Annotated in this window: 20 protein-coding genes and 1 pseudogene; 7 read left to right on the top strand and 14 right to left on the bottom strand. The window is 72.8% G+C overall.

Annotated elements, in window-relative coordinates:
• The first annotated feature begins 114 nt into the window (after positions 1-114).
• Positions 115-1,107: an alpha/beta fold hydrolase gene (locus tag ABZ693_RS03745; protein ID WP_359872955.1), complete on the top strand. Its 993-nt coding sequence runs from the start codon at positions 115-117 to the stop codon at positions 1,105-1,107.
• Positions 1,108-1,165: 58 nt separating this feature from the next.
• Here ABZ693_RS03745 and ABZ693_RS03740 read toward each other — a convergent pair whose 3' ends face one another.
• Complete coding sequence (locus tag ABZ693_RS03740; RefSeq protein WP_359872953.1) at positions 1,166-2,077, bottom strand: LysR family transcriptional regulator; 912 nt, start codon at positions 2,075-2,077, stop codon at positions 1,166-1,168.
• Between the two features lie 149 nt (positions 2,078-2,226).
• Between ABZ693_RS03740 and ABZ693_RS03735 the strand changes: the two genes are divergently transcribed.
• Complete coding sequence (locus ABZ693_RS03735) at positions 2,227-3,111, top strand: aldo/keto reductase (RefSeq protein ID WP_359872951.1); 885 nt, start codon at positions 2,227-2,229, stop codon at positions 3,109-3,111.
• 140 nt (positions 3,112-3,251) lie between these two features.
• On the opposite strand, the gene ABZ693_RS03730 is transcribed toward ABZ693_RS03735, so the two are convergent.
• Both ABZ693_RS03730 and ABZ693_RS03725 read right to left on the bottom strand, forming a co-directional pair.
• Complete coding sequence (locus ABZ693_RS03730) at positions 3,252-4,484, bottom strand: cytochrome P450 family protein (protein WP_359872949.1); 1,233 nt, start codon at positions 4,482-4,484, stop codon at positions 3,252-3,254.
• 171 nt (positions 4,485-4,655) lie between these two features.
• Positions 4,656-5,401 (bottom strand): annotated as a pseudogene (locus ABZ693_RS03725) (SDR family oxidoreductase).
• A gap of 389 nt (positions 5,402-5,790) precedes the next feature.
• On the opposite strand from ABZ693_RS03725, the gene ABZ693_RS03720 reads away from it, so the two are divergent.
• Positions 5,791-6,180 carry a cupin domain-containing protein gene (locus tag ABZ693_RS03720; RefSeq protein ID WP_359873265.1) on the top strand — a complete coding sequence of 130 codons (390 nt, stop codon included), beginning with the start codon at positions 5,791-5,793 and terminating at the stop codon, positions 6,178-6,180.
• A gap of 111 nt (positions 6,181-6,291) precedes the next feature.
• On the opposite strand, the gene ABZ693_RS03715 is transcribed toward ABZ693_RS03720, so the two are convergent.
• The 5 genes from ABZ693_RS03715 to ABZ693_RS03695 all read right to left on the bottom strand — a co-directional run bounded on the left by ABZ693_RS03715 (position 6,292) and on the right by ABZ693_RS03695 (position 11,884).
• A complete protein-coding gene (locus tag ABZ693_RS03715) occupies positions 6,292-6,765 on the bottom strand; it encodes a carboxymuconolactone decarboxylase family protein (protein ID WP_359872947.1) in 474 nt (157 codons plus the stop codon).
• Positions 6,766-6,873: 108 nt separating this feature from the next.
• Positions 6,874-7,566, bottom strand: coding sequence for a sigma-70 family RNA polymerase sigma factor (locus ABZ693_RS03710; RefSeq protein ID WP_359872945.1), 693 nt, complete (start codon positions 7,564-7,566; stop codon positions 6,874-6,876).
• Between the two features lie 221 nt (positions 7,567-7,787).
• Complete coding sequence (locus tag ABZ693_RS03705) at positions 7,788-10,568, bottom strand: helix-turn-helix transcriptional regulator (protein WP_359872943.1); 2,781 nt, start codon at positions 10,566-10,568, stop codon at positions 7,788-7,790.
• Positions 10,569-10,769: 201 nt separating this feature from the next.
• Complete coding sequence (locus tag ABZ693_RS03700) at positions 10,770-11,054, bottom strand: hypothetical protein (RefSeq protein ID WP_359872941.1); 285 nt, start codon at positions 11,052-11,054, stop codon at positions 10,770-10,772.
• 53 nt (positions 11,055-11,107) lie between these two features.
• The gene (locus ABZ693_RS03695; protein ID WP_359872939.1) at positions 11,108-11,884 is read right to left on the bottom strand and encodes a PIG-L deacetylase family protein; all 777 of its coding nucleotides are present in this window, start codon (positions 11,882-11,884) and stop codon (positions 11,108-11,110) included.
• A 314-nt stretch (positions 11,885-12,198) separates the two neighbouring features.
• Here ABZ693_RS03695 and ABZ693_RS03690 point away from each other — a divergent pair, with 314 nt between their 5' ends.
• On the top strand, positions 12,199-12,582 hold the full coding sequence (locus ABZ693_RS03690; RefSeq protein ID WP_359872937.1) for a VOC family protein: 384 nt from the start codon (positions 12,199-12,201) through the stop codon (positions 12,580-12,582).
• A gap of 81 nt (positions 12,583-12,663) precedes the next feature.
• Here the strand turns inward: ABZ693_RS03690 and ABZ693_RS03685 are convergent, their stop codons facing one another.
• Entirely contained in the window at positions 12,664-13,107 is a 444-nt protein-coding gene (locus ABZ693_RS03685) for a hypothetical protein (protein WP_359872935.1), read from the bottom strand.
• A gap of 203 nt (positions 13,108-13,310) precedes the next feature.
• On the opposite strand from ABZ693_RS03685, the gene ABZ693_RS03680 reads away from it, so the two are divergent.
• The 3 genes from ABZ693_RS03680 to ABZ693_RS03670 all read left to right on the top strand — a co-directional run bounded on the left by ABZ693_RS03680 (position 13,311) and on the right by ABZ693_RS03670 (position 15,143).
• The gene (locus ABZ693_RS03680; protein ID WP_359872933.1) at positions 13,311-14,093 is read left to right on the top strand and encodes an alpha/beta fold hydrolase; all 783 of its coding nucleotides are present in this window, start codon (positions 13,311-13,313) and stop codon (positions 14,091-14,093) included.
• 73 nt (positions 14,094-14,166) lie between these two features.
• Positions 14,167-14,478 carry a hypothetical protein gene (locus ABZ693_RS03675; RefSeq protein WP_359873263.1) on the top strand — a complete coding sequence of 104 codons (312 nt, stop codon included), beginning with the start codon at positions 14,167-14,169 and terminating at the stop codon, positions 14,476-14,478.
• A gap of 212 nt (positions 14,479-14,690) precedes the next feature.
• Entirely contained in the window at positions 14,691-15,143 is a 453-nt protein-coding gene (locus ABZ693_RS03670; protein WP_359872931.1) for a hypothetical protein, read from the top strand.
• A 293-nt stretch (positions 15,144-15,436) separates the two neighbouring features.
• Here the strand turns inward: ABZ693_RS03670 and ABZ693_RS03665 are convergent, their stop codons facing one another.
• The 5 genes from ABZ693_RS03665 to ABZ693_RS03645 all read right to left on the bottom strand — a co-directional run.
• Entirely contained in the window at positions 15,437-15,937 is a 501-nt protein-coding gene (locus tag ABZ693_RS03665) for a DoxX family protein (protein WP_435842334.1), read from the bottom strand.
• Between the two features lie 40 nt (positions 15,938-15,977).
• Positions 15,978-16,652, bottom strand: a complete 675-nt coding sequence (locus ABZ693_RS03660; RefSeq protein ID WP_359872929.1) for a hydrolase — start codon at positions 16,650-16,652, stop codon at positions 15,978-15,980.
• 85 nt (positions 16,653-16,737) lie between these two features.
• Positions 16,738-18,639 (bottom strand): amidohydrolase, encoded by a 1,902-nt coding sequence (locus ABZ693_RS03655; RefSeq protein ID WP_359872927.1) that lies wholly within the window; start codon positions 18,637-18,639, stop codon positions 16,738-16,740.
• Between the two features lie 100 nt (positions 18,640-18,739).
• Positions 18,740-19,522 carry a GPR1/FUN34/YaaH family transporter gene (locus tag ABZ693_RS03650; RefSeq protein ID WP_359872925.1) on the bottom strand — a complete coding sequence of 261 codons (783 nt, stop codon included), beginning with the start codon at positions 19,520-19,522 and terminating at the stop codon, positions 18,740-18,742.
• Positions 19,515-20,018 (bottom strand): alpha/beta hydrolase (locus tag ABZ693_RS03645; RefSeq protein WP_359872923.1); only part of this gene is annotated, 504 nt, incomplete at its 5' end. The genes ABZ693_RS03650 and ABZ693_RS03645, both read right to left, overlap by 8 nt.

Below are 20,018 nucleotides of genomic sequence, written 5' to 3'. Positions count from 1 at the left end.
CCGCCGGCCCTGTCCTGCCAGTTTGCCAGGACGGCAAGGCTGCTCGCGTCGGGCGGCCACGGCGCCGCATGATCAGCGGGTACCCGCGGCCACCCCGTGAACCGAGGAGAAACGATGCACCCGTCCGCGCCGTCAGCCGGCCCGCGCCACCACACCATCGAGGCACCCGCCGGGCGCCTGCACCTGGTCGAGCAGGGCACCGGACCGCTGGTCCTGCTCGTCCACGGCTTCCCCGAGTCCTGGTACTCCTGGCGCCGCCAGCTCCCGGCCCTCGCGGCGGCGGGGTACCGGGCCGTCGTGCTCGATGTCCGCGGCTACGGCCGTTCCTCCCGGCCGGCCGCGACGGACGCCTACCGGATGCTCGACCCGGTGGCGGACAACGCCGCCGTGGTGCGCGCCCTCGGCGAGGACGGCGCGGTGGTCGTCGGACACGACTGGGGGGCGAACATCGCGGCGGCCTCCGCGCTCCTGCACCCGGGGATCTTCCGCGCCGTCGGGCTGCTGAGCGTCCCGTACGCGCCGCCCGGCGGGCCCCGCCCCTCCGAGATCTTCGGCCGGATCGGCGGTCCCGAGCAGGAGTTCTACGTCTCGTACTTCCAGGAGCCCGGCCGCGCCGAGGCGGAGATCGAGCCCGACGTCCGGGGCTGGATCGCGGGCTTCTACGCGGCCCTGTCCGCCGACACCATGCCGGCCGAGGGAGCGCCCGACCCGCACTTCGTGGCCCGTGCCGGCGGCCGGCTGCGCGACCGTTTCCCCGGCGGCGCGCTGCCCGGCTGGCTGACCGAGGAGGACCTCGACGTGTACGCCGGGGAGTTCGAGCGCACCGGCCTGACCGGAGCCCTCAACCGCTACCGGAACATGGACCGCGACTGGGAAGACCTCGCCGAATACGCCGGTGCCCCGATCACGCAGCCGGCCCTGTTCGCCGGCGGCGCCCTGGACGCCTCCACCGCCTGGATGGCCGACGCGATCGACGCCTTCCCGGCCACCCTCCCGGGCCTGGCCTCCTGTCACGTCCTGGACGGCTGCGGGCACTGGATCCAGCAGGAACGCCCCGACGAGGTCAACCGCCTGCTCGTCGACTGGCTCGGCTCCCTCCCGGGCTGAGTCGTCGGGTACGCCGGTGCGTGCCCGACGACGGGCCCCTGGCCGCACCGGCCCCCGCTCACGCCGCGTTCAGCGCCGCCGCCCGCTCGCGCAGCGCCTCGACGAGCGTCGCGACCGGGGGATGGTCGTGGCCGCGGTCGATCGTCGCGACGCCGATGTGCCGAGTGGGCGTCGGCGGGTTGACGGGAACCGCGCGCAGCCCCGGCATCGGGGGATCCAAGGCGATGGACGGGATCAGGGAGACGCCCATGCCCGCCGCGACGAGTGAGCGGGCGAAGAAGTAGTCGCTGGTCGTGCCGCGTACCTCCACGTCGAAACCGGCCCGCTCCGCGTAACGGCGCAGATACGCCTCGGTCTTGAGGCAGCCGAGCACCCACGGCTCGGCCGCCAGCTCGGCGAGGTCGAGCGCGGCGCGGTCCGCGAGCGGATGGGACTCCGGCAGGACGACCCGCAGCGGGTCCTCCAGGAGCCGGGTCCACCGCACGTTGCGGCTCCGCCCCGGCCGGCCGGGCAGCGGGCCGTCGAAGCGGTAGGCGAGCGCGAGGTCCACGGTGCCCTCGCGGACCAGGGGCAGACTGTCCTCGGGCTCGTGTTCCCGTACGTGGAGCACCGTGCCGGGATGCGCGGCGGTGAGCCGGCCGAGCGCGCCGGGGAGCAGCAGCCTGCCGCCGCTGGTGAAGGTGGCGAGCGTGAGCTGGGTGCGTCCGGTGCCCAGCCGGTCGACCTGCCGCCGCGCGTGGGCGAGTTCGGCGGCGACCGACTCGGCGGCACCGACCATGATCCGGCCGGGCGGGGTGAGGACGACGCCGCGTGTGCTGCGGGTGACGACCGGAGTGCCGAGACTGCGTTCCAGGGCGGCCACGTGCTGAGAGACCGCGGAAGGGGTGAGGCGCAGGGCATGGGCCGCCCGGTTGAAGCTGCCGTGTTCCGCCACCGCCCGCAGGACGCGGAGCCGCTGCACGTCGATCAACAGTTTTCCTTCATACGTATCCAGCGAATCACTACTTCCACTGGTGACCCTAGGTGTCCAGGATGGAGCCACGCAACGGGTCCGGGACACCGCCGAAGCCTCGCCGTGTCCGCCGTCTTCCCCTCCGAGGAACGAGGAACAAGGTCGCCATGCAGCTCCGCAGCATCGGGAACACCGCCGTCGGCGCCGTCGGCCTGGGCGCCATGCCGCTCTCCATCGAGCACCGCCCGGACGAACGGCGCGCCCTCGCCACCGTGCACGCCGCCCTCGACGCCGGGGTCACGCTCATCGACACCGCCGACAGCTACCACTGGCACGCGGGGGAGGAAGGGCACAACGAACTCCTCATCGCCCGCGCCCTGGCCCGCTACGGCGGCGACACCTCGCAGGTCCTCGTCGCGACCAAGGGCGGGCGCGGCCGCCCCGGTGACGGCAGCTGGACCGTCACCGGGACCCCGGACCACCTCAAGCGCGCGGCCGAGGCATCCGCCCGGCGCCTCGGCGTCGAGGCCATCGGCCTCTACCAGCTGCACAAGCCGGACCCCGACGTGCCGTGGGCGGACTCCGTCGGTGCCCTGCGCGAGCTGCTCGACGCGGGGACGATCCGCGCCGCGGGCCTCTCCAACGTGACCACCGCCCAGATCCGCGAGGCGCACGCGATCCTCGGGGCCGGGCTCGTCTCCGTACAGAACCAGTACTCGCCGGCGGTCCGCGACAGCGAACCCGAGCTGCGGCTCAGCACCGAACTCGGCCTGGCCTTCCTGCCGTGGAGCCCGCTCGGCGGCATCTCCCGCAGCTCCCTCGACGGTCCCTCCGGCGCGACCTCGGCCGGCACCGCCTTCCACGACCTCGCCGCCGCGCACGGCGTCAGTCCCCAGCAGATCGCCCTGGCTTGGCTACTGGCCCGCTCCCCGGCCGTGATCCCGGTGCCGGGCGCCAGCCGGCCGGCCTCCATCACGGCCTCGGCCGAGGCCACGCGGGTCACGCTGACCGCGGCCGAACTGGCGCTCCTCGAAGCGGAACTGCCCGGCTGACCCAGGCCTCGGCGGCCCCCCGCACACCTGCCGGAAGAGGGGCTTCGGACCGCGCTTGTGAGAGTCGTGCCCGCTCCGAGGGCCACCGGCCCCGGCCGCACGGCCGCCGGGACCCGCCGACGGCAGAGGCCGGCCCCAGGTCACGCGTCGGCCGGCCGCAGTACGACGGGAAGTTCCACGTGCCCGTTGCTGATGAGGGTCGGCAGGGGCCGCAGGGAGTCGGCGGGTGCGGCGAGCCGGGCCTCCGGGAAGCGGGCGAAGAATTCCCGCAGCACGGTGACGAGTTCGAGGCGGGCCAGCGGCGCGCCCAGGCAGAAGTGGACGCCGTGCCCGAACGCCAGGTGCTCCTTCGAGGCCCGGGTCGCGTCGAAGAGGTCGGCGTCCTCACCGTGCCAGTCCGGGTGCCGGTTGGCGGCGGAGTACGAGGAGAGGATCGCCTCCCCGGCCCGGATCGTCCGCCCGTCGGGCAACGGGATGTCCTGGAGCGCGAAGCGCATCGGCAGGTGCTTGATGGACGGCTCGTGGCGCAGCGTCTCCTCGACGACGTCGCCCCAGTCGCACCGCCCCGCGCGGACGTGGGCCAGTTGCGCCGGGTCGGTCAGCAGGGAGGCGACCGCCTGGTCGATGACGTTCACGGTCGTCTCGTACCCGGCGCTGAGCATCAGGACGAGAGTGCCGCGCAGTTCGGCGGCGGTCAGCGTGCCGCCGTCGCCCTCCTCGTCACGGGTCGCGATGAGGAAGGACGTCATGTCGTCGCCGGGGGAGACCCGCTTCTCCGCGATCAGCGCGTCCAGCAGCCGGTACAGGGTGGCCGTGTTCTCGGCGGCCTCCGCCGCGGAGAGGGTGGTGGCGAAGACACGGTCGACCACCGTGCGCAGCCCGGCCAGCCGGGCGGAGGACAGGCCCAGCATCCGGCCGATGACCGCGATCGGCAGCGGGTACGCCAGCCGCTCCCGCAGGTCGACCACGTCCCCGGCGGGCAGCGCGTCCAGCTCGTCGAGGAGGTCCGTGACCAGGCCCTCGACGACCGGTGTCAGGTCCGCTATCCGGCGGGGGGAGAAGGCCGGGGCGATCAGACGGCGCAGCCTGCGGTGGTCGCCTCCGTAGGCGGTGAACATGTTGTCGACCGCCACCCAGAGCGCGAGCGGCCAGGTGGCGACCGTCTCGGCGAAGGCCGGCCAGTGCGCCCGGGCGTCCTTGGAGACGTACGGGCGGGTCGCCAGGTGCTTCAGGAGGGCGGGATCCGAGACGGACCACGCGGTCACGCCGAGAATGTCCACACGGGTGGCCGCGCCGCGGGCGCGCAGCGCCCGGTCCTCGGCGTGATGGTCGGCACTGGCGGGGTCGAGGACGAAGGGCTGCTCGTCGCGCATGGGGCGGGGCTCCTGATTCGCGGGGTGGCGGTTCTCCGGCGAGGGGGACGGTACGGGCGGGCGTGGGGTCAGGGGTGCCCGTACCGCCCCTTCGTACGACTGACCGGATGGCCGGCGGATCTGTGACACACGTCTGGGGACCCGGGTCCCCGGGCCCCGTACCCCGGCGGCTCAGCTCTGCCGGGCGAGCCAGTCGGCGAACCGGGTCTGGCGAGCCGCGCGTCGGGGCCGGGCAGCAGGGTGGTCTCCTGGAGCCGGGCGCCGAAGTACGGGGCCCGCGGATCCCCCACGACGGCGCGCGGGTCGTCCTGGGCGGCGAGGCCGATGCGGACGAGCTCGTCGAGGGCGAAGGTCTCCGGGCCGGCCACCTCCACGATGCCGCCGACCGGGGCGCCGACCGCCGTACGGCCCACGGCGGCCGCGACGTCGCCGGAGAACAGGGGCTGGATCTTCGCGGAGGGCAGCCGTACGACGTCACCGTCCGCCGCCGACGCGGCGATGCCCCGCACGAACTCGAAGAACTGCGTGGCGTGGACGATCGAGTACGGCAGGCCCGAGGCCCTGATCAGCTCCTCCTGTGCCTGCTTGGCCCGGAAATAGCCGCTCTCCTGGAGCCGGTCGGTGCCGACCACGGAGAGCGAGACCAGGTGCGCCACGCCGGCGTCCGCCGCGGCCTTGAGGATATGAGTGGTCGAGGTGCGGAAGAAGTCCATGACGGCGTCGTCCGCGAACGAGGGGGAGTTCGACACGTCGACCACGACCGACGCGCCCTCCAGGGCCTCGGTCAGGCCCTCACCCGTCAGGGTGTCGACGCCGGTCCGGGGAGCGGCGGCCACCGCCTCGTGGCCCCGCTCTTCGAGCCTGGCGACCAGCTGCGAGCCGATGAGTCCGGTACCGCCGATCACGAGGACCTTCATAGGGGAATCCTCTCTGAGGGGGGAGTGACGCCGATTGTCCGGCGCCCGCGCGAGGGCGGCCGGTCCGTTCGGCCGCGCGGGCGTACCGGCTGTGCCGGTGTACCGCGCGCGCAAGGGTGCATCAGGTGAGACAGCGCAGCCCCGCGATCTGTGACAGGCGCGCGGGGGCGAGGTCCGGTGTCACAGAACCACCGGACCCCCGGTCAACACGTCGAACGGCCGGGCGGCGCGACCGCGCACCCGGCGCACGACGTCCGCCCTCGACGACGCGGGGCGGACCCGGCGGAAGGTGTGACACGGTGACGGACGACGCCAACGGCGCGGCCCAGGCGCATGGACACGGGGACGGTCACGGACACGGGCGGCACGAGGGCCCCTCGGTGAGCTGGATGACGGCGGCGACAGTGCTGCAGGACGCCTCGCCGGTCACCGTCCCCGAGGGCGCCTCGGCGATGACCGTGTACGTGGAGTGGGAGCCCGGCGACCCGGGCACCCCGCCCCACCGCCACTCGGGCCCGGCGTTCGGATACGTCATCGAGGGTGCCGTCCGCTTCGAGCTGGAAGGGGAGCCCGAGCGGGTGATCGAGGCCGGCGGCACGTTCTGGGAGCCGGGCGGTGACGTCATCCACTACCAGGACGGCAACGCGCTGCCGGACGCGCGGACCCGGTTCGTGGTGACCATGATGTGCGCCCCGGGCAAGCCCATGCTCGAACTGGTCGGCGAGGAAGAACTGGAACGGCGGGCCCGGCTGCGCGCTCCCCGCCCGGCCGCCGGCTGACCGGCCGTGCCCACCCGCGAGGCGGCCTGGTCCGTCCGGGCACGCGGGCCCGAAAAGGCCGCGTCCGGCACCCTTCCGGGTACCGGCCGCGGCCCCTGCGGCTCGGGTCGCTCAGCCGAACATGCCGGGCTGGTAGCCCCCGGCGGGCTGACGGTTGATGACGTTGATCCGGTTGTAGGCGTTGATGACGGCGATGAGGGAGATCAGCGCGGCCAGCTGGTCCTCGTCGTAGTACTTGGCGGCGTTCGCCCAGGCCTCGTCGCTGACGCCGCCCGCGGCGTCGGCGATCCGGGTGCCCTCCTCCGCCAGCTGCAGCGCGGCGCGCTCGGCGTCGGTGAAGACCGTGGCCTCGCGCCAGGCCGCCACCATGTGGAGCCGCTGGACCGTCTCACCCGCGTGGGTGGCGTCCTTGGTGTGCATGTCGGTGCAGAAGCCGCAGCCGTTGATCTGGCTGGCACGGATCTTCACCAGCTCCTGGGTGGCCTGCGGCAGGGGCGAGTCCGACAGCACCTTGGTGGCCGAATTGATGTGCCGGAGGACCTTGGCGGCGAGCGGGTGGCCGAAGTAGTCGAGACGCGCGTCCATGGGGTGATCTCCTCGGTTTCGTCGTGCGGTTTCACCTTGTTGACCGGGGTCCCCCGGTCAACCGTGACAGGGCGGAGGGGGCGAGGGCTATGTCGTACGTCACATTCGTTACGTTATGCCGTTCCGCCGTGCCCGAGACGGCACGGCCGGGGTGAGCGCGTTCTCCAGGGAGGCGATGTCCCCGTCGCGGGCCGCCGCGACGAAGGCCGCCCGCAGCCGCCGGTGTTCCCGCGTGGCCACGGTCTCCCGCGGCGCGGCCCGGAGGCGCATGCGGGCGCGGCTCGCGATCTTGCGGACGTTGACGGGGCTGAGCCGCAGCCTCTCGGCGATGTCCGCGTACGTGTAGTCGAACGCCTCGCGCAGGATGTACACGGCCTGTTCGGCCGGAGTGAGGTTCCCGAGGACGAGCAGCAGCGCGTGGTCGAGCTCCTCCGCCCGCTGGACCCGGGCCTCGGGGTCGGCGCCCGGGTCGACGGGCTCGGGCAGCAGGGGGTCGAGGTGCTGCCGCCGGCGGGACCAGGCGGACTGCGTCACGTTGATGGAGAGCCGGGTGGTCGCGCGGGACAGGAAGGCGGCGGGGCTGACCACCGCCGAGCGGTCGGTCCTCTGCCAGCGCATCCACACGTCCTGGACGACGTCCTCGGCCTCGGCCGCGCTGCCCAGCATCCGGTAGGCGATGGCGAACAGGCGGGGGCGCAATGCCACGAAGACGGAGACGGCCTCGTCCAGGGAGACCGCCGAGGCGGGCGGCGCCGGGCGGTCCGTGGACGACTCCGGCGACTCGAGCAGGTGCAAGGACACGGTCACAGCTCCGTTTCGCGTGCGGGCATCCGGCGATGCCCGTACGCCCACGCTCGCTTCCCGCACGGTCGCGTCGCGCCCGGGGAATCCCCGGTCGACCCCCTGGTGTCCCGGGCGGCCCCTGCCCGGGTACGCGTCAGGCCCGGGTGCGCGTCAGGCCGGGGTACCCGTCAGGCTCACCTTCGCGTCTGGCTCGGATGCCTGTTTGGCCCGGGTACGCGTCAGGCCCGGGTCAGCGCCGTGTGGAGCTTGTTCCGCGAGTTGACGTCGAGTTTGGTGAACACCTTGCGCAGATGCCACTCGACGGTGCGGGGGCTGATGAACAGCTCGGCGCCGATCTCGGAGTTCGTCATCCCGCCGGCGGCCAGCCGGGCGATCTGCGCCTCCTGCGCGGTCAGCGCCTCCCGCGGATCCCGTACCTCGACCGTCCTGCGCCGCAGCGTCTCGCCGGTGGCCAGGAGTTCGCGGTGGGCCCGCTCGGCGTAGGCCACCGCACCGAAGCCCCGCAGCATCTCGTAGGCGGTACGCAGGTGTCGGCGCGCGTCCACGCGGCGGTTCTCGCGGCGGAGCCACTCGCCGTACACCAGGTGTGTACGGGCGAGGTGCACGGCGACCCGGCTGCGGCCGAGGTGGTCGAGGGCCTCGCGGTACAGCCGGTCGGCGGCCGGGCCCTCGGCCAGCAGCGCCGCCGACCGGGCCAGCACGCCGAGCGCCCAGTCGGTGCCCGCGGCGCGCGCCCGCACCTCCAGCCGGCTCAGGGCCGCCGCCGCGGCCTCGGCCGCCTCGGGGGTGTCGCCGCGCGCGCCCGCCTCGACGAGTTCGGCGAGGGCGAAGCCGGTGACCGCCAGGTCCTCGTGCTCCACCGCGTGGCCGGCCCGGGCCAGGGCGTCCTGGTACCGGCCGAGGCCGTTGTACAGGACCGCGAGCAGATAGTCCTTCTGGCCGATGGCCCGCCCCTCGCCCCAGGTGGTCGCCCACGCGGCGGCGCTCTCGAGCAGTTCCGCCGCCCGGTCGTCGTCGCCGCGCCAGGCGATGAGCAGCAGCGAGGGGTACGCCATGGGGGACTGGCCGGTCGCCTCGGTCAGCGCCGCGGACTCGTCGACCAGCGCCGAGGCCAGCGCGAATTCACCCGCGTGCGCATGCGCCGCCGCCCGGTAACCAAGGGCCAGCGGAAGGAAGTTGAGCGCGCCCTTCGCGCGGGCCGACCGGACCGCGCGGGTCGTCAGGACGTCCCACGTCTCGTCGTCCCACAGATCGCCGGCGACCAGCCACGTCAGCCACAGCCAGCGCATGACGTGCTCGTCCCCGCTTCTCCCGGCGGCGCGCCGGAATTCCAGGAGGGCGGGCTTCACCAGGGGCGCGCCCTCGGTACAGCCCTCGGTGAACCACGTCGCCAGGCCGTGGAGCAGGAGGTCCGCGGGCCGCGGGGGGCTCGGCGCGCACGGCGCCGAGCGCGCGGCCTCGGCTATCTCCCGTATCGGAATGTCGTACATACGGCCGGCGAAGACCGCGGCACCGATCGCGTCCAAGTACGCCGCCCGCGCCTCCCCGTCGCCCACCCGGGTCAGCCGCCCGGCGGCGTCGAGCAGCAGCGGCAACGCCTCACCGCCGCGCCGGCGCGCGAAGACGATCCGGGCGCGCAGCCGGGCGAGCCGCGCCCGCAGAGCCTCGTCCAGCGGGCCCAGTTCGGCGGCGGCCAGCAGGGCGAGCGCCGGATTCGGAGCCCCCGCCTCGAACATCGCCTGAGCCGCGGCCGCCGCCCGCGCGCCCCGTACCGTCGCATCGGGCGTCAGCTCGGTCGCACGGCGCAGAAAGGCGGCCGCCGCCGCGAGACCGCCGCGCGCCTCGGCCCGGCCGGCCGAACGCTCCAGCTCACCCGCCAGGGCCTCGTCGGGTGCGACCGCCGCGTGGGCCCGGTGCCAGACGCGGCGGTCCGGGCCGGCCTCGGGATCGGTCGCCTCGGCCAGCGCCCGGTGCACCTCCCGGCGTACTGCCGGATCGGCCGCCCGGTAGGCCGCCGAACGCACCAGCGGATGACGGAACCGCACCCGCGGGCCGAACTCGATCAGCCCCGCGGCCTCGGCCGCCACCGTGGCATCCGCGCGGATGCCGAGCCGTTCGGCGGCCCGCAGCAGCAACGGCACGTCACCCACCGGCTCGGCGGCCGCCACCAGGAGCAGCCGCCGCGCCTCGTCCGGGAGCGCCCCGATCCGCCGCGGGTAGCTCTGCTCGATCCGGCTCACCAGCGGCAGCGCGTCCGGCAGACCGAACCCGCCTGCCAGCTCCCCCGAGTTCAGGCCCCGCGTCAGCTCCAGGAGGGCCAGCGGGTTGCCGTGGGTCTCGGCGACGATCCGGTCCCGGACCCGTGCGTCCAGCCGTCCGGGAACCAGCGAGTCGAGCAGCGCGCCCGCGTCGTCGTCTCGTAGCCCCTGGACCGTGATCTCCCGCAGCCCCCGCCACGGGTCGCCGCCCGCGGCCGGCTCCGACGTCCGTACCGCGCACACCAGCGCCACCCGCTCCGCGAGCAGCCGGCGTGCGGCGAACGCCAGGGTCTGCGCGGAGACCCGGTCGAGCCACTGGGCGTCGTCGACCACACAGACGAGCGGCCGCTCCTCGGCCACCTCCGCCAGCAGGCTGAGCACCGCGAGCCCGACCAGGAACCGGTCCGGCGCACCTCCGGCGCGCAGGCCGAACGCCACGGACAGCGCGTCGCGTTGGGGATCGGGCAGACGGTCGAGCTGCCCCAGCAGGGGTGCGCACAGCTGATGCAGACCGGCGAACGGCAGCTCCATCTCGGACTCGACGCCGACCGCCCGCAGGACCCGGCACCCGGCCGCGTTCTCCGCGAGGTACTCCAGCAGCGCGGACTTGCCGACCCCCGCCTCGCCCCGCAGGACGAGCACCTGACTCCGGCCCGCCCGCGTATCGGCGACCACCTCGTCCAGCGCCATGCACTCGTCACGCCGGCCCCGCAGCCGACCCCGGGGAGCGCCGCCCGTCATCTGTCACCACCGTGCCGGTCGACGGCCGGCCCGTGGTCGACGAGCCCGGGTCATCATACGTAGGGCCTGCGCGTCCATCAGATGACGGGGCGCTCCCGCCCGGCTTGTCCAAAGGGGCGTCACGTACGACCGGAGGGCGGGACTCCGCGGGTAGGTGCGGGGGAGGCCGGGTGGCGCCGGCAGGAGGCGCCGAGGGGGGCGTCACAGCCCCCGCAGGGCCTCTTCCAAGGCGCAGCCGTACGACGCCCAGCACACGATCGACCCGTCGGCGCCGAGCTGTCCCATGTACCACTCGTCGTCGGCGCGCACGAGACACAGCTCGTGGAAGGAGAGGACGATCTCGGGTCGGAGAGGGGTGTGTCCCCCCACGCCGCCGTGGTCCTCCACGACGACGCGCCGGTCGGGGGACAGCACGGCGGCTTCGGGGTCTCCGGAGACGGAGCGCAGCCGCTCGATCGTCCATCCGTCAGGCAGTCCGGCGTTCATCCCCGCATGATCGCAGGCGCTACCGCCACCCTGCCGCGTCCGTGCACTCGGCGTCAGACCGTGAGCCGGTGCGGATCGGCCGGCACGGGGCCGGGGGTGAGCCGGGTGAAGTGTTCGAGGCGGATGATCTCGTCGCGGTCGGCTTCGGGAAGCCGGGTGAGGAGGCCGGGCAGGGCGCGCGCGGAGGCGACCTCCCCGCGGTGGGCACTGATCGCGCGCCACTTCGTCCGTACCCACGGGCCGACGTCGACCGTCGTGGTCACCTGCGCGTCGGGTACGGCGAGCACGCTCTTCCCGACCGTCCGGAGCAGGTCGCCGAGCGGCCCGGCCCCGGTGACGGAGTGGGTGGCGGCGTACAGAGCCGCGGGCCGCCAGGGCTCGCCGGCCTCCGGGTACAGCGCCGCGACGGGGGCGGCCTCGACGGCGAGGAGCGCGAGCTGATGGGTGCGCCGGTGGTCGGGGTGCCCGGTGAGCTGGCCGACGCAGTCGTGCGTGAGCACGAGGTCGGGCCGGAAGGCGCGGATGTGGGCCACCAGCCGGCCGATCGCCTCGTCGAGGGGCGCGTCGACGAGACGCGTGGCGCCGTCCGGTGTCGACGCGGGATTACGGGCGTCGCCGTAGCCGAGCAGGAGCGGAGCGCCCGCGCCCAAGGCGGTGAGCGCGTCGGCGAGTTCGGGGATCCGGCGGCTGCCCGCGGTCCACGTGGCGGTGACGACGGCGGTGCGGGCGCCCGCGGCGGCGTGCTGCGCGAGGACGCCGCCGGCCAGGAGGGATTCGTCGTCGGGGTGGGCGAAGACGCCCAGCAGGCTCGGCACATGGGCAGTCGTCATGGTGATCCTCCCGGTGGTGGCCCGCGGTGCGGGACCAGGGATGCTGATACCCATGTCCTCGGTGGTGCGGTACGTGGCGATCGACTGTGCGGATGTCCACGGCCGGCCCTCTTCCGGAGCGGTGTGACGGGCTGTCCGGTGGATTTGAAGACCAGGCCGGGGACCGCGAGACGCAGGTGCCGCTGGAAGGGGACCACGCGCGCCCTTCCCTCTCGCGTAGTGCGTCGATGGTCCGGGCCGGGGCCTGTGTCGAATGCCCGTGCGGTTCGGCCACAAGTTGCCGACCGAGGGGAGCCCGGGGCAGGATCTCCCGCATGGTTTCGGTGGTGCAGAACGTGGCGGTCGACTGTGTGGATGCCTATGAGCTGGCTCGGTTCTGGAGCGAGGCGCTCGGTTGTCCACCGCATCCGGAGAACAAGCCGGGTGACGCGGAGACCGCGGTGAACCTGCCGGAGGGCCCGCTGCTGTACTTCAATCAGGTGCCGGAGCGGAAGACGATCAAGAACCGGATTCACCTGTGCCTGCGCCCCGATACCTCGCGTGAAGAGGAGGTTGAGCGACTGCTGGGCCTCGGTGCCACCTTCGTCGCCGATCGCCGGGAACCCGATGGTGCCGGCTGGGCCGTCCTCGCCGACCCTGAAGGCAATGAATTCTGCGTTCTGCGCAGCGCGGCCGAGCGCGCGGCAATGTCTTCCTGAGGCTCACCCGTGCGCCGTCCGACGGGCTGAGCAGAGCCACTCGTCGATGGCCCGGCACGGGATCGGGACGTTGGGCGGTGTTTACGGGACGCCCGTAACGCTGATGATTCTGGCATCAGTGGAGTTGTACTGGACGTAGTGGTCCCGCGAGGTCACGAAGACATCGCACCTGTAGCAGTCATTGCTCGCGTCGGAGAAGTAGTAGTCGTAGGTCTTCTCGGTGGTGAAGCAAAGGATGTACTGCCAGACACTGGGCCTCTCGGGAGGGCGCCACTTGTTGCTTTGGTCGTACAGCTTGTAACGCGTAATCCCCGTCGTCTTCTTTACATCGGCGCTCGTGTAGACCCATTCGTCGCCATTCGGAGGCCAGTCCACGGTCTCGGTGAACGCGATTTTATCTCCCTCGCCGACGATCGCCCGACTCTGCTCCGTGGTGCCGTCATCTTGCGCATGACCGATCCGGAGTTCCGCTCCCCGCTCGCTGACGGCGTCCTCCCACTGGATCGCATCCTCGTCTCGATTCATGGGGAATTCCTTACTCGTCGCAAGCTGTTCTCGCGTCACGGAAAATATTCCTTCATTTCAGGATGGACACCGTCCGCCTCCCACGCAAGCGGTGGCCTCGCCACGCTTCCGACCGGGCCGCCATGGGCTCCTGACACCGACACGGCCGGTCCGGCTCCGGACCGTGGCCGCCGGCACCGGCGGTGAGCGGGGACACTGGGCGCATGGACACCATGGTGCGGGTCGACGGCGGTCAGGTCTGGGCGGACGACAGCGGAGGGGACGGGCTGCCACTGGTCCTGGTCCATCCCGGGGTCGGCGACTCCACGATCTGGGACCCGGTGCTCGCCTCGCTCGCCGGACGGCGGCGGGTGATCCGGTACGACGCCCGGGGGTACGGCCGTTCCCCCGCGCCGGTCACCTCGTACACCCCTTCCGCCGATCTGGCCGCGGTGGTCGAGTACTTCGGCCTGGACCGCGCGGTGCTCGTCGGCTCCAGCATGGGCGGCGCCGCCGCGCTCAGCTACACGCTCGCCGCGCCGGAGCGGGTGTCGGGCCTCGCGCTGTTCGTCCCCGGGGTCAGCGGATACGACCTCGACGAGTCCGAGATGTACCAGGAGGTCGGACGTCTCGCCGAGGCGGGCGACCTGGAGGGAATCGTCCGGCTCGGCCTCGGACTGTGGGGCCGGGCGGCGGGCGGCACACCCGAGACGGACCCGGTCGCGGCGGCGCACCTGCGGGCCGCGCTCCCCGCCTGGTTCGCCAACGTGGGCCACCAGCAGGCCGATCCGCCCGCCTTCGACCGGCTGGGCGAGATCGCCGTTCCGACCGTGCTCGCGCTGGGCGAGCTGGACCGTCCGCAGATCGTGCGCTGCGACGAGGAGGCGGCCGCCCGCATCCCCGGCTGCCGTCTGGTCCGCCTGGCGGACTCGGACCACTACCCGACGCTGCGCGTACCGGAGACCGTGGCCCGCTTGGTCGAGGAGCTGTACGCGGAGGCGAGCTAGAGGTAGAGGTCATCTCACGTGCCATATCGACGTGAGCTGACATCGACGCTTGTGTCAGACTCCACGCGTGACCATGCCGATCGGCCCCCTGATCATCTTCGATGACGACTACCACATGTACGTCCTCCGGGACCCGGTGTCCGCCGAGGCGTGGTGGGAGATGCCCGACGAGTACGCCTGTGGGTTCGACGCCCTGGCCAGGCCCTTGCACATGACGGGTGATCCGCATCAGGTCGCTCTTGAGCTCAGTGGTGATGAACCGGCCGAGGCGGACCTGCGTCGTCTTGTCGCCGACCACTACCAGCGGTTCCTGCCCGGGCAGGAACCGCCCCGAGCGTCCGATCTCTCACATTTCGTGGCGGGGCTTCCTGCCGAGGGCTCGTAGCACGAATCCGTTCGTCCGGTAGCACGTGAGCCCCTTCCTGGGGCTGCGAAGGAGTCTCCGGTCCCGCTAGCCGGAGCAGCTCCTACGAATCGCTCGGCAGTGTCAACCTCGAACATTCCAGGAAGCCCCCGCCGCGGAGTGCTCCTACCGTCGTAACTGCTCGACCGGCGGGCAGATGTCCCGCCGGACCCGACGGGGAGGGATGACCCACCATGCAGATGCGCCGTACCGCCGGCCTCATGGCCACAAGCGCCACGCTCGCACTGTTCGCCACGCTCGGTTCCACCACCGGTGCCTCGGCCGCCATCTATCCGTCCGCCGACGGGTGTGTGCCCGGCGACGTGTGCCTGTACCTCAACGCCACGTCTTCCCCCTCCTTCTCCAGGTCGGTCAACTGGAGCGGCACGTACTGGAGCGAGAAGATCGTCAACAACGGGACAGCGCAGGCAGGTTACGACCACATCCGCTTCACCGCCGAGAAGTACTCGCCCCTGGCGGGCGGGGTGGTCAAGTACAAGGGGTGCCTGCACTATGCCACCTCGGACGGGTCGGGCGGCCAGTACAAGGTCGACCTCCCGTCGACCAACAGCTACGGGTTCTCGGTGAAGTCCCTGACGTGGGGCCCCGAGTGCGGATCCGGTGAGAAGCCGCTCCAGTACGCGTGATGCGCCGATCGCCCCAGGGCAGGAGAGTCTTTGCTCGATGAGCCGGGGGAAAGCGCCGGGCCGATGGCCTGAACAGCGCGGACTTCGCGCCCCGCTGATCCGGCTCGTGGACCGCTGACGAGCCGCCGAGCGATCACGACGACACACGGATACCGGCTGCGGGCGGCCAGGAAGGATCCGATTCTTCACCTCACCGGCCGCTCCCCGCGCTGCTCCTCATGACGAAGTCCCCTCGCGGTGCGCGTCGCGAGGGGACTTCGGTATGAGGGGCCGTCAGGCCGGTGGCCGGGGTGTCATCCGGGGCGGTTCTCGTCGGATCCGGAGCGTGGGGGGAGCGGTGGTGCGGGGCGGTGGAGCAGGGCCCGGGTGGCCAGGCCGCAGACCGCGCCGACGGTCACCGCGAGGACCGCCGACCACCAGGGCCAGGGCGGCAGATCCAGGACCCGGTCCACGGAGTAGCGGCCCGGGCCGGTGAACGACAGGGCGGCCGCGAGGGCGATCAGGACCAGCGGATAGTCGTATCCGTCGTGCTGTACCCACAGGCCGTTGCGCCATTTCACGGTGAGGGCGACGGTCGTCACCCCGATCGCGCCCTTGGCGGCGAGCGGCGTCAGCGCGCCGGCGGCCGGCAGCAGGCCGGAGCCGATCTGGCCGGCCCCCGCGGCGAGCGCCGTGAGCGCCCCGCCGCGGAAGCCGTCGTGCCGGAACTCCTCGGTCCCCCCGGCCAGACCGCCGCCGCCCAGCCGGAAACTGACCTTCTGTACACCGTGCCCGGCGATCAGCAGGCCCGCCACCAGACGGAGGATCAGCAGACCGGTGTCCCTGGGGTGCCGGTCAGCCCGCGGCGTGCGGGTCGATCATGGACTGGGCGTAGAACACCCCGAGTCCGTACGCGCCGCCGTGCTCCTTGACCACGGTCGTCGTCGCCTCGTACGTGTCGGTGCGCGCCCAGTCGCGCTGGAGCTCCAGGAGGACCTGGAGCCAGGTGACGGGCACGGCGCCGGCGGCGGTCATCCGCTGCATGGCGTGCTCGTGGGCGGCCGGGGTGACGCCGGCGGAGGCGTCGGCGACGACGTAGACCTCGTACCCCTGGTTGAGAGCGGAGAGCGCCGGCAGGACCAGACAGACCTCGGTCCACAGACCGGACAGGATGATCTTGGTGCGGCCGGTCGCCTTCACCGCGTCGACCAGCGCGGTGTCCTCCCACGCGTTCATGCTGGTGCGGTCGACTATCTCGTGCGCGGGGAAGACCTCGCGCAGCTGCGGCAGGATCGGACCGGAGAAGGACTCGGCGGCGACGGTGGACAGGACCACCGGGACGTCGAAGGCCTTGGCGGCCTTGGCCAGGCCGACGGTGGCGTTGATGACGGCCACGCGGTCGCCGCTGCCGGCGCCGAAGAACATCTGCGGCTGGTGGTCGACGAACAGCATCATCGAGTTGTCGGGGGTGAGCAGGTCCGGGCTGGGCGCGGCCTGTACGGAGGCGAAGTCGAACGCGAATTCGGTCATGACGGGTTCCTTTCGGTGGACAACGGAAGTACGGAGGAAGGGAAGGAAGAGAGGGCGGGAGCGCGCGGGGGAGTGCCGCGGCGCGTCACGGCGCCAGGCAGGGGTCGAAGACCGTCGACGCGCGCGCGGCGGGGACCGCCCCGCGGGCGTCGCGCCACCGGCGGTGCTCCTCGGACTCGGCGGCGGCCTCGGCCACCAGGCCGGCCTGCCGGGCGCCGCCCGCCGACGGCGGGACGCTCGCCTGATAGCCGCCGAAGTGCGCGACCGGGCTCCATTCCGGGCTGAGGGCGGGGACGGCCTCGTCCATGCCCTCGTAGGTGTCCGTCGCGTACACGATCCGGCCGCCGACCACCGTCAGCACGGCCTCGATGTGCGGGATGTCCTCGGCCGGCACGGTGAGGTAGTCGTGGGAGAGGACGGCGAAGTCCGCGAACCGGCCCTCCGCGAGGACGCCCTTGTCGGCCTCCTCGCCGGTGATCCGGGCCCCGCCCAGCGTGTACAGCTCCAGCGCCTTCTCGCGGGACACGAGCCGGTCGGCCGAGCGCAGCGAAAGCCCGCCGAGGATGCGGCCGGTGACCAGCCAGTGCAGGGCGACCCAGGGGTTGTACGAGGAGACCCGGGTGGCGTCGGTGCCGGCCGCGACCGGGATCCCGAGGCGCAGCATGTCCGTGACGGGCGCCGCGTGGGAGGCGGCCTCGGCCCCGTACCGCTCGGCGAACGCGCGGCCCTGGAAGGACATCCGGTTCTGTACGCCGATGGAACCGCCGAGCGCGGCGATCCGCTCCAGGCTGTCCGGCGAGACGGTCTCGGCGTGGTCGAAGAGCCAGCGGTTGCCGTCCGGGAACAGGCCCTCGGCGGCGAGCTTCTCGAAGACGGCGAGGTCACGGCGGATGGTCTCGTCGTACGTGGCGTGCAGCCGGAAGCCCCAGCCGTTCTCCATGAGCAGCCGGACCGCGTCCTCGAACTCGGTCTCGTAGCCGGCGGCCAGTTCGGGCCGGGGCTCGGAGAAGTTCTCGAAGTCGGCGGCGGCCCAGGTCAGGTTCTCCCCGGCGCCGTTGAGCCGCAGCCACGCGTCGCCGTCACCCGGCCGTACGGTCTCGGTCCAGCGGCGCAGGTCCGCCAGCTCCTGGCCGGGGGTCTGCGGGAAGAGGTGGTAGCCGATCCGCACGCTGAGTTCGCCGGCCCGGGCCAGCTCGGTGACCGTGGCGTAGTTCTCGGGGAAGTTCTGGAAACCGCCCGCGGCGTCGACCGCCGAGGTCAGACCGAAACGGTTCAGCTCGCGCAGGAAGTGGCGGGTGGAGATCTTCTTGTCGGCCTCGTCGAGGGCGGGCGCCTTGGCGAGGGTCGAGTAGAGGATCAGCGCGCTGGGGGCCGCGAGCAGCAGGCCGTTGGGATCACCGGCGCGATCCCGGACGATCTGCCCGCCCTTCGGGTCGGGAGTGTCCCGGGTGAACCCGGCGGCGCGCACGGCGGCCCGGTTGAGGATCGCCGACTGGTAGAGATGCAGCACGAAGACGGGGGTGTCGGGCGCGGCGGCGGTGAGTTCCGCGGGGGTCGGCAGCCGGCGCTCGGCGAACTGGTCGGCGGTCCAGCCGCCGACGACGCGTATCCACTGGCCCTTGGGCGTACGTCCGGCCTGCTCGCGCAGCATGGCCAGGGCCTGCCGAAGCGAGCGGACGCCGTCCCAGCGGAGCTCCAGGACGTAGTTCAGGCCGCCGCGGATGACGTGCAGATGGGAGTCGTTCAGTCCGGGGACGACCCGGCGGCCGAGCGCGTCGACGACCCGGGTCCCGGGGCCGACGAGCGCGGCGATGTCGCGGTCGTCGCCCACGGCGGCGATCCGGCCGTCGCGGATCGCGAGGGCGGTGGCGGTGGGCCGCGCCGGATCCTGGGTGTGGATCTTCCCGTTGCGCAGGACGAGGTCGGCGGGTCCTTCGTCCGGAGAGCCGTGGGCGGGGACGATCCCGCCGACGGGCATGCTGGTCATGGCACTCGCTTTCGGTGGTGATGAGAGGGTGGGGCGGCGTCCCCGGGCCGGGCGGGGCCGGGGAACGGCTTCGGGCCTGGGCTCGGGCTCGTGCTCGGGCTCAGAGCGTGCGGCGCACGCCGGCCTGGCGTTCGAGATCGCGCAACTGGACGGACAGGCTGCCCTCGACGGCGTGGTGCGCGGGACCGCTGCGGCCGATGGGGAGGACCTCCTCGCCGCGCATGTCCTCCAGCATCAGCGCGAACGCCGTGTACATGGCGACGGCGGCCAGCAGCAGCCCGAGGGCGCCCGACAGAAGGCCCAGCCACTCCACGCCGGAGAGGTTGGCGACCGCGGCCACGGTGAACCGGGGCACCGCCGTGCACAGCACCAGCCACAGGGCCCGCTTGCGTCCGGCGACGACGGCCATCAGCAGGGCGAACAGCGCGAAGACGGCGTTGAGGACGCCGAGGACGCGTGTCCCGTCCGGCGGGGCGAGCACCATGTTCAGCGCACTCGCCAGCCACAGGCCCGAGAAACAGGTCATCAGCGTGGCCGCGAGCACGTCGCGGGCGCCGAATGCGAGGACACCCACCAGGAACTGGAGGACGAACGCGGGCAGGATCGCCAGGCCGACGGCCCGCCGCGCGCCGTCCTCGAAGACGCCCAGCTGGAAGCAGCCGACGATCACCGAGGCGATGGCGACGGTGTAGAAGCCGACGGGCATCGGGGAGGCGATCGGCCGCAGGTTGACGCGGGTCATCGCGCGCAGGTCCGGCTCGAAGCGCCGTCCGCCGCGCAGCGGATCGTCGCCCGCCGCCGTCTGCTCCTCGGGCTCGTCCGTGGTGGCGTGCATGGTGAGGGGGGTGGAGTCGGTCGTCGGCTCGGTCGTCGGCTCAGGCATGGGTCAGCGCCTGACGCAGCGTCCGGATGGTGAGCTCGATGGCCGAGTTTGCCGCGTGGGTGTCGCGGAGGGCGTTGAGCATGACGAAGTCGTGGATGATGCCTTGGTAGCGGACGGCGGTGACGGGGACGCCGGCGGTGCGGAGTTTGGCGGCGTAGGCCTCGCCTTCGTCGCGCAGGACGTCGGCTTCGCCGGTGATGATGAGGGCGGGTGGCAGTCCGGTCAGTTGTTCGGTGGTGGCGCGCAGGGGGCTGGCGGTGATCTCGGCGCGCTGTGCGGGGTCGGTGGTGTACTGGTCCCAGAACCATTGCATGCCGTCGCGGCGCAGGAAGTAGCCCTCGGCGAACTGGTGGTACGAGCCGGTGTCGAAGTTCGCGTCGGTGACGGGGTAGAACAGCACTTGCTGGACCAGGGGCACGTCTGCGCGTTCCTTGGCCATGAGCGTGAGTGCGGCGCTCATGTTGCCGCCGACCGAGTCGCCGGCGACGGCGATCCG

It is taken from the genome of Streptomyces laurentii (assembly GCF_040635425.1).
GTDB classification, from domain to species: domain Bacteria; phylum Actinomycetota; class Actinomycetes; order Streptomycetales; family Streptomycetaceae; genus Streptomyces; species Streptomyces laurentii.
This window is presented reverse-complemented; position numbering and strand designations above follow the sequence as displayed.

Excerpts from the sequence above, each read along its gene's own strand:
- ABZ693_RS03745 (WP_359872955.1), top strand. The coding sequence starts at position 115 with ATGCACCCGTCCGCGCCGTCAGCCGGCCCGCGCCACCACACCATCGAG.
- ABZ693_RS03735 (WP_359872951.1), top strand. The coding sequence starts at position 2,227 with ATGCAGCTCCGCAGCATCGGGAACACCGCCGTCGGCGCCGTCGGCCTG.
- ABZ693_RS03730 (WP_359872949.1), bottom strand. The coding sequence starts at position 4,484 with ATGCGCGACGAGCAGCCCTTCGTCCTCGACCCCGCCAGTGCCGACCAT.
- ABZ693_RS03720 (WP_359873265.1), top strand. The coding sequence starts at position 5,791 with ATGACGGCGGCGACAGTGCTGCAGGACGCCTCGCCGGTCACCGTCCCC.
- ABZ693_RS03715 (WP_359872947.1), bottom strand. The coding sequence starts at position 6,765 with ATGGACGCGCGTCTCGACTACTTCGGCCACCCGCTCGCCGCCAAGGTC.
- ABZ693_RS03705 (WP_359872943.1), bottom strand. The coding sequence starts at position 10,568 with ATGACGGGCGGCGCTCCCCGGGGTCGGCTGCGGGGCCGGCGTGACGAG.
- ABZ693_RS03700 (WP_359872941.1), bottom strand. The coding sequence starts at position 11,054 with ATGAACGCCGGACTGCCTGACGGATGGACGATCGAGCGGCTGCGCTCC.
- ABZ693_RS03695 (WP_359872939.1), bottom strand. The coding sequence starts at position 11,884 with ATGACGACTGCCCATGTGCCGAGCCTGCTGGGCGTCTTCGCCCACCCC.
- ABZ693_RS03690 (WP_359872937.1), top strand. The coding sequence starts at position 12,199 with ATGGTTTCGGTGGTGCAGAACGTGGCGGTCGACTGTGTGGATGCCTAT.
- ABZ693_RS03685 (WP_359872935.1), bottom strand. The coding sequence starts at position 13,107 with ATGAATCGAGACGAGGATGCGATCCAGTGGGAGGACGCCGTCAGCGAG.
- ABZ693_RS03680 (WP_359872933.1), top strand. The coding sequence starts at position 13,311 with ATGGACACCATGGTGCGGGTCGACGGCGGTCAGGTCTGGGCGGACGAC.
- ABZ693_RS03675 (WP_359873263.1), top strand. The coding sequence starts at position 14,167 with ATGCCGATCGGCCCCCTGATCATCTTCGATGACGACTACCACATGTAC.
- ABZ693_RS03670 (WP_359872931.1), top strand. The coding sequence starts at position 14,691 with ATGCAGATGCGCCGTACCGCCGGCCTCATGGCCACAAGCGCCACGCTC.
- ABZ693_RS03660 (WP_359872929.1), bottom strand. The coding sequence starts at position 16,652 with ATGACCGAATTCGCGTTCGACTTCGCCTCCGTACAGGCCGCGCCCAGC.
- ABZ693_RS03655 (WP_359872927.1), bottom strand. The coding sequence starts at position 18,639 with ATGACCAGCATGCCCGTCGGCGGGATCGTCCCCGCCCACGGCTCTCCG.
- ABZ693_RS03650 (WP_359872925.1), bottom strand. The coding sequence starts at position 19,522 with ATGCCTGAGCCGACGACCGAGCCGACGACCGACTCCACCCCCCTCACC.